This is a genomic window from Microbispora sp. H10670 (genome assembly GCF_014161385.1).
Classification (GTDB): domain Bacteria; phylum Actinomycetota; class Actinomycetes; order Streptosporangiales; family Streptosporangiaceae; genus Microbispora; species Microbispora triticiradicis.
In genome coordinates this window covers 49,418-62,986 of the sequence record NZ_JABBWW010000006.1, presented here as the reverse complement: position 1 = coordinate 62,986, position 13,569 = coordinate 49,418, and the positions used below count along the sequence as shown (strand labels likewise).

Sequence of the window (13,569 nt, the reverse complement as noted above, 5' to 3'; positions counted from 1 at the left end):
GGGACGAAGGATGAATGAGAACCTGAAGCGGCTGTCCGACGCCGGAGTCTCCATCTGGCTCGACGACATCAGCCGGGAGCGGCTGCGCTCCGGCAACCTCTCCGCCCTGATCCGCGACAAGAACGTGACCGGGGTCACCTCAAACCCCACGATCTTCGCCTCCGCGCTCAGCAAGGGCGACGCCTACGACGCGCAGATGCGCGACCTCGCCACGCGCGGGGTGACGGTCGAGGAGGCCGTACGGGCGATCACCACGTTCGACATCCGATGGGCGGCCGACGTGCTGCGGCCGGTCTTCGACGCCACCCGCGGCGTCGACGGCCGGGTGTCGATCGAGGTGGACCCGCGCATGGCCCGCCGGACCGAGGCGACCATCGCCGAGGCCCGCGCGCTGTGGTGGCTGGTCGACCGGCCGAACGTGCACATCAAGATCCCGGCGACGGTCGAGGGCCTGCCGGCCATCACGCAGGCGATCTCCGAGGGCATCAGCGTCAACGTCACGCTGATCTTCTCGCTGGAGCGGTACCGCCAGGTGATCGACGCCTGGCTGAGCGGGCTGGAGAAGGCGAAGGCCAACGGCCTCGACCTGGCCACGATCGAGTCGGTCGCGTCGTTCTTCGTCAGCCGCGTGGACACCGAGATCGACTCCCGCCTCGACAAGATCGGCACGCCGGAGGCGGCGGAGCTGAAGGGCCGGGCCGCGGTGGCCAACGCCCGCCTGGCGTACGCCGCGTACGAGGAGGTCATGAACTCCCCGCGCTGGCAGGCGCTGCGCGCGGCGGGCGCGCACCCGCAGCGTCCGCTGTGGGCGTCCACGGGCGTGAAGAACCCCGACTTCCCCGACACCCTGTACGTCGAGCAACTGGTCACCGCGGGAGTGGTGAACACGATGCCCGAGAAGACGCTGGACGCGTCGGCCGACCACGGCCGGATCTCCGGCGACACCATCCGCCCCTTCTACCAGCAGGCGTGGGACGTCATGGCCTCGCTCAAGCAGGCCGGCATCGACTACGACGACGTGGTCCGCGCGCTGGAGGAGGAGGGCCTCGAGAAGTTCGAGACGTCCTGGGGCGAGCTGCTGGAGACCGTCGACGGCGAGCTGCGGAAGGCCTGATCTTCATATGACTATCGAGGTGACCCTCGGCGACGAGGCGGACGCCGTCGCCGCTGTGAGGGACAAGCTCGTGGCCGAGGGGGTGCCCGCGGCTCTCGCCGCGGGCGACCCCGCCCTCTGGGGGCCGCAGGCGCAGCCCGAGGCCGCCATCCGGCTGGGCTGGCTCGGCCTGCCGAACACGAGCCGGGAGCTGCTGCCGGAGATCGCGAAGCTGGTGGAGCGGGCCCGCGCCGCGGGCCTGGACCACGTCGTGCTGGCCGGGATGGGCGGCTCCTCCCTCGCCCCCGAGGTGATCTGCGCCACCGAGGACGTCCCGCTGACCGTCCTCGACACCACCGACCCGCACCAGGTGCGGCGGGCGCTCGCCGACCGGCTCGACCGCACGGTCGTGGTGGTGGCGAGCAAGAGCGGCGGCACGGTCGAGACCGACAGCCACCGGCGCGTCTACGAGCAGGCGTTCCGCGACGCGGGCATCGACCCGGCCGAGCGGATCGTGGTCGTCACCGACCCGGGCTCGCCGCTGGAGCGGGCGGCCAACGAGGCCGGCTACCCGGTGGTCCTCGCCGACCCGAACGTCGGCGGCCGTTACAGCGCGCTCACCGCGTTCGGCCTGGTGCCGAGCGCCCTGGCGGGCGCGGACGTGGCGAAGCTGCTCGACGACGCCGCCGCCGTGGCGCCGCTGCTCGCCCAGGACGAGGGCAACCCCGGCCTCGACCTCGGCGCGCTGCTCGGCGCGCAGGCCCTGCGCGGGCGCGACAAGCTGATCCTGCGGGACGCGATGTCCGACATCACCGGCCTGCCCGACTGGATCGAGCAGCTCATCGCCGAGTCGACCGGCAAGGAGGGCAAGGGCGTCCTGCCCGTCGTCGGCGCGGAGGCGGCCGAGGCCGACGACCAGTTCCTCGTCTCGATCGGGCCCGACAGCGGGACGACCGTCGACGGGCCGCTCGGCGCGCAGTTCCTGGTCTGGGAGTACGCCACGGCGGTCGCGGGCCGGGTGCTCGGGATCAACCCGTTCGACCAGCCGAACGTCGCCGAGTCGAAGGAGAACACGACCCGGATCCTGGAGGAGGCCGGAGACGGCCCCCTGCCGACCGGCACTCCGATGCTCACCGACGGCCCGGTCGAGGTGTACGGCGACGTGCCCGGCGACCTGAAGAATCTGGCCGACGTCCTCACCTGGCTGCTGCGGTCGATCCCCGAGCGCGGCTACCTGGCGATCATGGCCTACCTCGACCGGGAGGCGGCGTTCGACGCGGCGGTCGTCGGCGAGGCGTCCTTCGAGGAGATGACGGAGACGTGGGCCGGCGCCGACGTCGCCACCCTCCGGGCGCTGCTCGACTACCGGACCGACCACGCCGTCACGTTCGGCTGGGGACCGCGCTTCCTGCACTCGACCGGCCAGTACCACAAGGGCGGGCCGTCGGCCGGGGTGTTCCTCCAGGTCACCGGTGCCGTGACCGACGACATCGAGGTTCCGGGCAAGCCGTACACTCTGGGCAGGCTCCAGCTCGCGCAGGCGCTGGGCGACCTGGGGGCCCTGACCTCCCGGGGCAGGCCGGCCGTACGCCTGCATCTGACCGACCGTGTCGCCGGAGTCAGGCACCTGCTCTCCGTGGCCGAGGAGCTCTGACCATGCGATGCGTTACCGGCGACGGGCCCGTCCCCCGGGAGGAGACATGACGGAGCAACAGGAGCCCCGGGCCGGCGACGACGGCCGCGGCGCGGCGCCGGGTCAGGAGGACCGGGCCGTCGAGCAGGTCCACGACGTGGCGCTGCCGGTGGCGGAGCACGCGGCGGTGACCGCCGCGCAGGCCGCCACCACCACCGCCACGACCGACCTGACCATGGAGGTCAACCCGCTGCGCGACCCGCGCGACCGGCGGCTGCCGCGGGTCGCCGGGCCCTGCGTGCTGGTGCTGTTCGGCGTCACCGGGGACCTCGCCAAGCGCAAGCTGCTGCCGGCGATCTACGACCTGGGGAACCGGGGGCTGCTGCCCCCGGGCTTCTCCCTGGTCGGCTTCGCCCGCCGCGACTGGGCGCACGAGGACTTCGCGCAGGTCACGTACGAGGCGGTCAAGGAGCACGCGCGGACGCCGTTCCGCGAGGAGGTCTGGAAGCAGCTCAGTGAGGGCATCCACTTCTGCCCCGGCGAGTTCGGCGACGACGGCGCGTTCGACGTGCTCTCCATGATGCTCAAGGAGATCGACGAGACCCGGGGCACGGGCGGCAACTACGCCTTCTACCTGTCGGTGCCGCCGAAGTTCTTCCCGGTCGTCGTCGAGCAGCTCAAGCGGACCGACCTCGCCAAGGCCCCCGACGGGTCCTGGCGCCGGGTGGTCATCGAGAAGCCGTTCGGGCACGACCTGAAGAGCGCCCGCGAGCTCAACGAGATCACCAGCGCGGTGTTCCCGGAGAGCTCGGTCTTCCGGATCGACCACTACCTCGGCAAGGAGACCGTCCAGAACATCCTGGCGCTCCGGTTCGCCAACACCCTGTACGAGCCGATCTGGAACCGCGGCTACGTCGACCACGTGCAGATCACGATGGCCGAGGACATCGGCATCGGCGGCCGGGCCGGCTACTACGACGGCATCGGCGCGGCCCGCGACGTGATCCAGAACCACCTGCTGCAACTCCTGGCTCTCGTCGCGATGGAGGACCCCACGTCCTTCGACGCCGACGCGCTGCGCCGGGAGAAGGAGAAGGTGCTGCGGGCCGTCAGGCTGCCCGCCGACCTGTCCACCGGCACGGCCCGCGGGCAGTACGACGGCGGGTGGCAGGGCGGCGAACCCGTCGTCGGCTACCTGGAGGAGCAGGGCATCTCGCCCGAGTCCACCACCGAGACGTACGCCGCGGTGAAGCTGGAGGTGGCCAACCGCCGGTGGGCGGGGGTGCCGTTCTACCTGCGTACCGGCAAGCGGCTCAGCCGCCGGATGACCGAGGTGGCGGTGGTCTTCCAGCGGGCTCCGCACCTGCCGTTCAGCCAGGACGACACCGAGATCCTCGGTCACAACGCGCTGGTCATTAGGGTGCAGCCGGACGAGGGCATCACGGTGCGCTTCGGCTCGAAGGTGCCCGGCACCGCGATGGAGGTCAGGGACGTCAACATGGACTTCGCCTACGGCGAGTCGTTCATGGAGTCCTCCCCCGAGGCGTACGAGCGGCTGCTGCTCGACGTGCTCATCGGCGACCCGCCGCTGTTCCCGCACCAGCGGGAGGTGGAGCTGTCCTGGAGCATCCTCGACCCGATCGAGGAGTTCTGGGCCTCCCAGGGCAGGCCGGAGGGGTACGAGTCGGGCTCCTGGGGCCCCGCCTCGGCCGATGCGATGCTGGCCAGGGACGGACGCGCCTGGAGGCGGCTGTGACGACGTTCAACCTGACCGAGACGACCGCGTCGAAGATCTCTTCGACGCTGACCCGGCTGCGGCACCAGATGGGCGCGCCCGCCGTCGGCATGGTGCTGACGCTCGTCGTGGTGGTCGACGAGGCCGGGCAGTACGACGCCCTGCGCGCCGCCACCGACGCCGCGCGCGAGCACCCCTCGCGCATCCTGATCGTGATCAACCGCGATCCCGCCGAGCCCAACCGGCTGGACGCCGAGATCCGCGTCGGCGAGTCGGCGCCGGGTGAGGTCGTGCTGCTGCGCCTGTACGGCGAGCTGACCGAGCACGGCGACTCCGTGATCATGCCGCTGCTGCTCACCGACACGCCGGTGGTGGCGTGGTGGCCGGGCGGCTGCCCCGAGGTTCCCGCGAAGAACCCCATCGGGCACCTGGCCAACCGCCGGATCACCGACGCCCGGTCGGCCCAGGACGCCGTGGCCGCCGTCGCCTCCCGGGACGCCAGCTACGTCCCGGGCGACACGGACCTCGCCTGGACCCGGCTGACGCCGTGGCGGAGCCTCCTGGCCGCCGCCTTCGACCAGCCCGTCGGGAAGATCGAGAGAGGCGTCGTGGAGGCCTCGCCGGGCAACCCCAGCGCGCCGCTGCTGGCCGCCTGGCTCTGCGACCGTCTGGAGGCGCCGATCGAGGTCGCCGACTCCGGCGGCCCGGGGCTGACCGGGGTACGGCTGCTGATCGAGGGCGGCGGCGAGATGACGGTGAGCCGGGGCGACGCCCGGCTGGCCACGCTGTCGCGGCCGGGGCACCCGGACCGCCGGGTCGCCCTCGCCCGCCGCCCCACCTCGGAACTGCTCGCCGAGGAGTTGCGCCGGCTCGACCCGGACGACATCTACGCCGCCACGATCCGCCGCCTGGCCCAGACGAACGAGCAGGCGGATCGTCGGGCGAAGAAGGGCGGGCGGGCGTGACCGCCGTACCCGGGGTCATCGTCCACCGCGACGCCACGGTGCTGGCCCAGGCCGTGTCCGCCCGCCTCATCACGAGGCTGGTGGACACGCAGGCCGCCCGCGGCTCGGCGCACCTGGTGCTGACCGGCGGCACCGTGGGGATCGCGACGCTCGCGGCACTGGCGGCCACGGCCGCGCACGACGCGATCGACTGGCGGGCGCTCGACATCTGGTGGGGCGACGAGCGGTTCCTGCCGACCGGCCACCCGGAGCGCAACGAGACGGGGGCACGGCAGGCGCTGCTCGACCACGTGGACGTGGACCCGGAGCGGGTGCACGTCATGCCCGGCCCCGACTCGGGGATGACCGCCGAGGAGGCCGCCGAGGCGTACGCGGTGGAGCTCGCCAAGGCGGCCAGGCCGGAGGACCACGGGCCGGTGCCGTCGTTCGACGTGCTGCTGCTGGGCATGGGCCCGGACGGCCACGTCGCCTCGCTGTTCCCCGACAAGCCCGCGGTGTACGAGGAGGAGCGCTCGGTGGTGGCCGTGCACGGCTCCCCCAAGCCGCCGCCGACCCGGCTGTCGCTGACGTTCCCCGCGCTCAGGGCCGCCAGGGAGACCTGGGTCGTGGTGGCCGGCGAGGACAAGGCACAGGCCGTCCATCTCGCCCTGTCCGGCGCGGGGCCCTTCCAGGTGCCCGCCGCCGGGGCGCGCGGGCGGCAGCGCACGCTGTTCCTGCTCGACCGCGCCGCCGCCGCCAAGATCCCGCCGGGCCTCGGCCGGATCGCCTCACCCTGAATCCTGATCCGCGAAAGAGCGGCCGGGCCGGGTATCCTACCCCGCCCGGTCGTTTCTTTTTGCGCAACTGATGGCGCGAATCCTCATTTATGGAGTCTCACCGCCAGCGGGACAATTGTGGTTAGAATTTCCGCCCGGTAGCGATTCGCGCATCAGGAGGTGTGGTGACGGAGCGGCGCGCGATAACGGTGCTGCACGTGTCGGACACCCAGTTCGGCGCCCACCACCGGCACGGCGCCGAGGGCGTCACCGAGCAGGACCGGACGTACTCCTCGCTCGCGGCACGGCTTCTCGCCGACGTCAAGCGCTTGCGCGAGGAGCGCGGCGTCTCCCCCGATCTCGTCGTCGCCTCTGGCGACCTCGCGGAATGGGCACGCCCGGCCGAATTCGACCAGTTTTATGACTTTCTGACCGAACTCGCCTCCGGGCTCGGACTGAGCCGGTCGCGCGTGGCCATGGTGCCCGGAAACCACGACGTCAACTGGAAGAAGTGCGAGGCGTATTTCCTGAACTGTCAGGGCGACGGCACCGAGCCGGTCCCGCCGTACTGGCCTAAATGGGAGCCGTACGCCCAGATGTTCACCCGGTTCTACGACGGTGTCCTGGGGGTCTCCTTCGCCCGTGACCAGCCGTGGACGCTGTTCGAGGTGCCGGAACTGAAGACCGTGATCGCCGGGCTCAACTCGACCATGGCCGAGAGCCACCGCGACGAGGACCACTACGGCTACTGCGGCGAGGCGCAACTGTGGGCGTTCGCCGAGCTGCTGTCCGCCTTCGAGCGGGAGGGCTGGCTGCGGATCGGCGTGATGCACCACAACCCGGTCATCGACAACGAGAGGGACGACGCCTTCCTCCGGGACCGGGCGGCCTTCCGCGAGATCCTCGCGCCTCGCCTGCACATGCTGCTGCACGGCCACACCCACCAGGGCCGGGTGGAGGGTTTCGGGCCCGACTTCCTGCCCGTGCTCTGCTCCGGCAGCGCCGGCGTGCGGCAGAGCGCCCGGCCGGACGACGTGCCCAACCAGTACCAGCTCGTCGAGATCACCCGGTCCGGGCTGCGGGTCCACGGCCGGCGCTACAACCCCGACCGGCTGCGCTGGGAGGCCGACACCGCGATCGGACGCGACCCCGACCAGTCCGTGCTCGCCGTCGACCGGCCGTTGCGGCAGGCGCACGCCGCCTTCCCCGACCCCGAGCGGGACGGACCCGGACCGGACGACGGCACCTCGTACGCCAGCCGTCGGTTCCTCGAGCAGTTCCCGCGGCGTGACGACCTGCTCTCACGGGTGCGCCGCGTGTGCGAGTTGCGCCACCCCGATGCCGAGGTGGACGAGGTCCGCAACGGTACGACCCGGACATACCTGCGCGTCTCCCGGTTCGACGGATACCGCGTGTCCATGTTCCCGGTCGGTGTGTACACGGGATGCCCCGGCTGGGAGGAGGTCCGGGCGTTCCACGACGAGGTCGACGCCCTCTACCGGGCCGGTGACCCGTACCTGACGTCGTTCCTCGTCTACGACGGCGAGCCCGTGCCGGGAGAGCTGCGCCGGTGGGCGGAACTGCGCGGGCTCCAGCTGCAGAACCTGCCGAGGTTCCAGGGCATGGACGCGCTGCGCCCGTACGCCGGCCGTCAGGCCAGGCGGCTGGCCGGAAGTGACGTCTATCCGTCGAGGCTGTTCGTACCCCAGCGCTTCGTGGTCGTGCGCGGCGGGTCCGCCGCGACGCCGGGGCCGGCCGAACCGGCGGTCGACCTGCTGACGCGGCTGCGTGAGTGGGTCGCGGACCACGAGGGCAGGTTCGTCGTCGTCCTGGGCGACTTCGGATACGGCAAGACGTTCCTGTTACGCGAGCTGACTCGGCTGGTGCAGGAGGAGGGCCGGCCTCCGGTGATCCCGATCCTGATCCAGCTCCGGGAGCTGGAGAAGGCACACAGCCTGGACGAGCTGCTGGCCGCCCACCTGACGGCCGGAGGCGAGGAGGTGATCGACCTCCAGCGGCTGCGCTACCTCATCGAGGAGGGCCGCGTGCTGCTGTTGTTCGACGGCTTCGACGAACTGGCCCTGCGGATCACCTACGACCAGGCGGCCGAGCACCTGAAGTCGCTGGTGCAGGCGGCGCGGGGACGCGCGAAGGTGGTGCTGACCAGCCGGACCCAGCACTTCCTGTCCGAGCGGCAGGTGGAGACCGCGTTGTCCGCCCAGCTCTCCGGGGTGCCCGGCCATCGCCTGGTCAAGCTGCTGGAGTTCGACGACGGGCAGATCCTGGAGTTCCTCACCCGGCAGATGGGAGGGGACGAGGAGCGGGCCCGCGCCCGTCTCGACCTCCTGGGCGACGTCCGCGACCTGCTGGGACTGTCGCGCAACCCCCGGATGCTGAGCTTCATCGCACGCCTGGACGAGGACCGGTTGCGTGAGATCCGCGACCACGAGGGAGAGATCAGCGCGGCCCGGCTCTACCGCGAGCTGCTCCAGCGGTGGCTGGAGTTCGAGTTCGAGCGGGCCCAGCCGCGCGGCGCGATGCGGGCGTTGTCGGTCGCCGACCGCTGGAACGCCGTACGCACACTCGCGCTCCGGCTCTGGGAGTCCGGCGAGGACACGCTGGGGCTGGCGGAGCTTGGCGGCGCCGCCAGCACTCTCGGACACCTCGCGGACCTGCAGATCAGCCCGGAGCAGGCCTCGCACATGATCGGCTCGGGCACACTGCTGGTGCGCACGGAGGGCGAACGGTTCGCGTTCGTCCACCGGTCGGTCATGGAGTGGCTGGTCGCCGACCATGTCGCCAAGACCCTTCGCGACGGCGACGAACCCGGAGAGATGAGCACCCGCCTGGTCTCCGACCTCATGGCCGACTTCGTCGCCACCCTCGCCGGTCACCGGCGATCGGTCGCCTGGGCCCGCGAGACTCTCGCCGAGAGCGACTTCCCGGTCGGGATCGCCAAGGTGAACGCCCTGACCCTGCTGAGAAGGCTGCGCGTCCCGGTCAGCGACGGCAGGTCGAAGGTCTACCTGCCGGGGGCCGACCTGCGGGGTCTCGACCTCAGCGGAACGGACCTGCGTGGCGCCAAGCTCTTCGGCGCGAACCTGGAGGGCGCCCGTCTCGACGGCGCCGACCTCGGCGGGGCGAACCTGATCGGGGCCGACCTCACCGGCGTCTCCGGCAGGGGCGTGCGGCTGGTGGAGGCCCATCTCGGCACCGCGAACCTGTCGCGCGCCCGGCTCCTCGGCGCCGATCTGAGGGGCGCGGCGGTCGACGATGTCAGGTGGTGGCGCACGGCGCTCGTCGGCGCCCGTCTGGACGCGCCCGAGGAGATGGCCCGGGCCCATCCGGATGCGGCTCTTCCGGGACAGCCGCCGCCCTCCCTCCAGTTCGGTCCCGTACGCAGCGTGATCACCGATATGGACTGGGGCGGCCCGTCCGGCGACATCCTCGTCGCCGGACGGGCCGACAGGGCGATCCCCGTCTGGGACGCTTCCACCGGACAGCCGACCCGCGGCCTCGAGGGCCACGTCGGCGGCACACGGGCGATCGCGATCAGCCCGGTGCGTCCGCATCTGGCCACGGGCGGAGAGGACGGCAGCGTCAGAATCTGGGACGTCACCACCGCGATGCCGATCCGTTCGCTGGACGGCCACACCCTCCGGGTGAGCGCCGTCGCCTACAGCCCCGACGGGACCAGGCTCGCGACCGGAGGATGGGACAGGATCATCCGCGTCTGGGACACGACCAGTGGTGAGCTGCTTCGCACCCTCACCTCCCCCAATCGCCTGTGCGCGATGGCCTACAGTCCCGACGGCACGAGCCTGGCCGCCGCCGGCGACGACCCCGTCGTCCGCGAATGGCACCTCGCCACGGGGAAGCTCGCCCGCTCGTGGGAACGCGTCCCGAGGTTGCTGAACGCCGTCGCCTACAGCCCCGACGGGACGTATCTCGCCGCCGGGGGGTTCGACGGCGTGGTCTACGTGTGGGATGTGCGGACCGGCGCCCTCGTGTGGACGGCGGAAGGGCACGGCGGGCAGGTGAACGCCCTGCTGTACAGTCCCGACAGCGCGAGGCTGGTGAGCGGCGGCGACGCCGGGACCCTCCGCGTGTGGGACACGAGGACCGGCGAGACCCGTCTGGTCCTCGAAGGACACTCTGGAAATGTGACGGCCCTCGCCCACAGCCCGGACGGCGCCGCGTTCGCCAGCGGCGACGACAGCGGAGCCGTCCGTGTCTGGGACTCCGCCACCGGCGTCTCCGACACGCTGGACTTCTCCCTCCCGTGGATGCGCGCCGTCGCCCACAGTCGCGACGGCGCTCAGCTGGCGGCCACCGGAGACGACGGTCTTCTGCGCCTCTGGGACACCGCGACGGGCCGCCTCACCCGGGTTCTCCCGGGCGACTCGGACATCGTGGCCCTCGCCTACAGTCCCGACGGCACCCATATCGCCGTGGGCGGCCTGGACGGCGTCACGATCATCTGGGACGTCGCGGCCGGCCGCCGCGTGCGGGTGATCGGAGCGGAGTCGAGGTGGGTGCAGGCCCTGGCCTACAGTGCCGACGGCCTCCATCTCGCCGTGGCCACGGGTGGCACGGTCCGCGTGTGGAACACCACGACCGGGGAACTCGTCCGCACCCTGCCGGGTGACCCTCACTCCGGCGTCTGGAGGACGCTCGCCTACAGCCCCGACGGCAGTCGCCTGGCCGTGTCCGGAAACGCCCAGCCGGTATGCGTCTGGGACAGCGCGACGGGGCGCCTGCTCCGCGCGTTCGGCGGCCTCGCCGGCAGGGTGGTCGCTCCCATCGCCTACAGTCCCGACGGCACCCGGCTGGCCAGCAGCGGCAACAACCATGTCATCGGAATCTGGAACGCCGAGACCGGGGAGCCGTTGTGCCTCCTGAAGGGACATGACGACCAGGTGCGGACCATGACCTTCAGCCCCGACGGCAGGCGCCTGGTCAGCGCGGGTGACGACCGTACGGTGCGGGTGTGGGACGCGGAGTCCGGCGATCTCCTGCACGTGCTCCGCGGCCACCAGGGGTTCGTGCTGTCCGTCAGCCACAGTCCCGACGGCAGGCAGGTGGCCAGCGCCGGGAGCGACGGCACGATCCGGATCTGGGACGCCGTCGCGGGCGAGGCCGTGGCGACGCTGCTGGCGCTGCAGGACGGGTGGGCGGCCTTCAGCCCGGACGGCCTGACGTACAAGTATCGCGGCACTCCCGGCGGCGCGTTCTGGTGGGCCGTCGGCCTGTGCACGTTCGCGCCGGGGGAACTCGACGAGTTCGTCCCGGAGTTGCGACGGGTGGACGACGACACCCCGCTGACCGCGCTCGCGAAGCCGTACGGGAAGGGATGAGCCGTGCCCGACGAGACGACCGGCCCGGACCGGGACCGGCCAGGAGGCCTGCGGCCGGAGCGGCCGCCGGGCCCGCTCGCCCGGCGCAGGCAGCGTGACCTGGGCACGCGCCCGTTCCCGCTGCTGACGCCGGAGGAGTGGCGTGAGCCCGGTGGCGCGCTGCGGCGGATGTACGAGAGCGCGCAGGCCCGGGCGATGGAGACCGCCGACTGGTACCTGGACGACCGGGTGCGCATGCGGCTGGCCTCGCAGGTCCTGCGCGGGCTGGCCATCCTGCTGGCGGCGGCCGGTGGCCTGCAGCCCCTCGCGGCGGCCGCGGGCGGGACGGCGGGCGCGCAGCTCGGCGGCGGCAACCTCGCCTGGGGATACGTCCTGCTGGCCGGCGCGGGCGTCTGCGTCGCCCTCGACCGCATACTCGGCCTGTCGTCGCGGTGGATGCGCGACATCACGACCGCGCAGAAGATCCAGCAGCGGCTGGTGGACTTCCAGTTCGACTGGGCCGACCTCAACGCCCGGGACGCCGTGGGTCAGGGGCCGGTCCCGGTGCACGACTACCTCGCGTTGCTGCGGGCGTTCCTCTCCGACATCTCCTCGATCACCCAGGAGGAGACCTCCGAGTGGGTGAACGAGTTCCAGAGCGCGGTGGCCCAGCTCACCAACCACTCCGGCGACCGCTGAGCCGGCTTGGGGATATTCCTGAGCGGGACCCCGATTGGTAACCTCACGGGGTGGCAGGGTTCGGTGAGGCGGGGGCGACGGGCGCCTCCGCCCTGCGTCTCCGCGGCGCGGCCCGATGAGGGCCGGGAGCCCACAGGGTCCGCCGACACCGAGAGGCGGCCGGACCCAGGAGGAGATCCGCCGCAGCAACCTCGGCGCCCTGCTGCGGCACGTCCACCTGAACGGCCCGGTCTCCCGCTCCGCGCTCGCCGGCCGGATGGGCCTGAACCGCAGCACGATCATGGCGCTGACCGCCGAGCTCACCGCCGCGGGCCTGGTCCGCGAGGAGCTCCCCGCCGACACCCGCCGGGCGGGCCGGCCGTCGCTGGTGGTGCGGCCCGAGTCGGGCCGGGTGTACGTCCTGGCGTTCGACGTCCGGGTGGACCGGCTGGTCGCCGCCAGGGTGGGGCTCGGCGGCGTCATCCTCGACCGCAGGGAGGCGGTCAGGCGGCGACAGGCCGACGCCGATCTCGACGACGTCGTCGGCGTGCTGGCGGAGTTCGGCCGGGAACTGCGGCGCGAGGCCGATCCGGGCTCGGTGTGCGCCGGTGTCGGCGCGGCCTACTGCGGCATGATCCGGCCCGCCGACGGCACCGTCCGGTACGGGCCCTACATGGGCTGGGTCGACCAGGCGTTCGGCGACGAGCTCGCGGCCGGGCTCGGGCTGCCGGTCGCGGTGGGCAACGAGGCCCATCTGGGCGCGCTGGCCGAGCACGAGCGCGGGGCCGGCGTGGGCTTCGACAACCTCGTCTACCTGCACGGCGACGTCGGGGTGGGCGGCGGGATCATCGTCGGTGGCAGGCTGCTCGGCGGCGACGGCGGCTACGGCTGCGAGCTTGGGCACATGGTGGTCAACCCGTACGACGGGCGGCCCTGCATGTGCGGCTCGCGCGGCTGCCTGGAGGCGGAGGTCGGCGAGCACGCCCTGATCGACGCCGCCGGCCGGTCCGGCGAGCTCACCGGACGCGAAGGGGTGCGGGCCGTGGTGGCGGCGGCCGGGCGCGGTGACGAGGCGGCCGCGGAGGCGCTGGAACGGATCGGCGACTGGCTGGGCATCGGGGTGGCCAACCTGATCAACCTCTTCAACCCCGGCCTGGTGATCTTCGGGGGCATGCTCCGGGACGTCTACCCCGGCTCGGCGGAGCATGTCCGCCGCCGGGTGGAGGCCAACGTGCTGCTCATCTCGCGGGAGCGGGTGCGGCTGCGCGTCTCGGCGCTCGGGGACGACGCGACGCTGATCGGCGCCGCCGAGCTGGCGTTCTCCTCCCTCATGACCAGTCCGCTGGAGGCGCTCGCCCACCTGCGATGACGCCG

The 13,569-nt window shown here is 72.4% G+C and carries 8 protein-coding genes; all 8 read left to right on the top strand.

Translation table 11 applies throughout. The annotated features are described in order from the left end of the window. Positions 1-10 precede the first annotated feature (10 nt). Positions 11-1,114, top strand: a complete 1,104-nt coding sequence (gene tal, locus HHX33_RS10920; protein ID WP_111699318.1) for a transaldolase — start codon at positions 11-13, stop codon at positions 1,112-1,114. Between the two features lie 7 nt (positions 1,115-1,121). After that, positions 1,122-2,747, top strand: a complete 1,626-nt coding sequence (locus HHX33_RS10915) for a glucose-6-phosphate isomerase (protein WP_111699319.1) — start codon at positions 1,122-1,124, stop codon at positions 2,745-2,747. A gap of 214 nt (positions 2,748-2,961) precedes the next feature. Beyond that, on the top strand, positions 2,962-4,482 hold the full coding sequence (gene zwf, locus HHX33_RS10910; protein ID WP_220499091.1) for a glucose-6-phosphate dehydrogenase: 1,521 nt from the start codon (positions 2,962-2,964) through the stop codon (positions 4,480-4,482). After that, positions 4,479-5,426, top strand: coding sequence for a glucose-6-phosphate dehydrogenase assembly protein OpcA (locus HHX33_RS10905; RefSeq protein WP_182874478.1), 948 nt, complete (start codon positions 4,479-4,481; stop codon positions 5,424-5,426). Before zwf ends, HHX33_RS10905 begins: the two co-directional genes overlap by 4 nt. Next, positions 5,423-6,202 carry a 6-phosphogluconolactonase gene (gene pgl / locus HHX33_RS10900; protein WP_138461195.1) on the top strand — a complete coding sequence of 260 codons (780 nt, stop codon included), beginning with the start codon at positions 5,423-5,425 and terminating at the stop codon, positions 6,200-6,202. The genes HHX33_RS10905 and pgl overlap by 4 nt, the downstream gene beginning before the upstream one ends. A 164-nt stretch (positions 6,203-6,366) precedes the next feature. Next, positions 6,367-11,538 (top strand): pentapeptide repeat-containing protein, encoded by a 5,172-nt coding sequence (locus tag HHX33_RS37125; RefSeq protein WP_182874477.1) that lies wholly within the window; start codon positions 6,367-6,369, stop codon positions 11,536-11,538. A gap of 3 nt (positions 11,539-11,541) precedes the next feature. Beyond that, a complete protein-coding gene (locus HHX33_RS10890; RefSeq protein ID WP_182874476.1) occupies positions 11,542-12,216 on the top strand; it encodes an SLATT domain-containing protein in 675 nt (224 codons plus the stop codon). 115 nt (positions 12,217-12,331) lie between these two features. Next, positions 12,332-13,564 (top strand): ROK family transcriptional regulator, encoded by a 1,233-nt coding sequence (locus tag HHX33_RS10885; protein ID WP_111699324.1) that lies wholly within the window; start codon positions 12,332-12,334, stop codon positions 13,562-13,564. Positions 13,565-13,569 lie beyond the last annotated feature (5 nt).

Bases quoted from the DNA above. Each gene is read 5' to 3' on its own strand.
- tal (WP_111699318.1), top strand. From the start codon at position 11: ATGAATGAGAACCTGAAGCGGCTGTCCGACGCCGGAGTCTCCATCTGG.
- HHX33_RS10915 (WP_111699319.1), top strand. From the start codon at position 1,122: ATGACTATCGAGGTGACCCTCGGCGACGAGGCGGACGCCGTCGCCGCT.
- zwf (WP_220499091.1), top strand. From the start codon at position 2,962: ATGGAGGTCAACCCGCTGCGCGACCCGCGCGACCGGCGGCTGCCGCGG.
- HHX33_RS10885 (WP_111699324.1), top strand. From the start codon at position 12,332: ATGAGGGCCGGGAGCCCACAGGGTCCGCCGACACCGAGAGGCGGCCGG.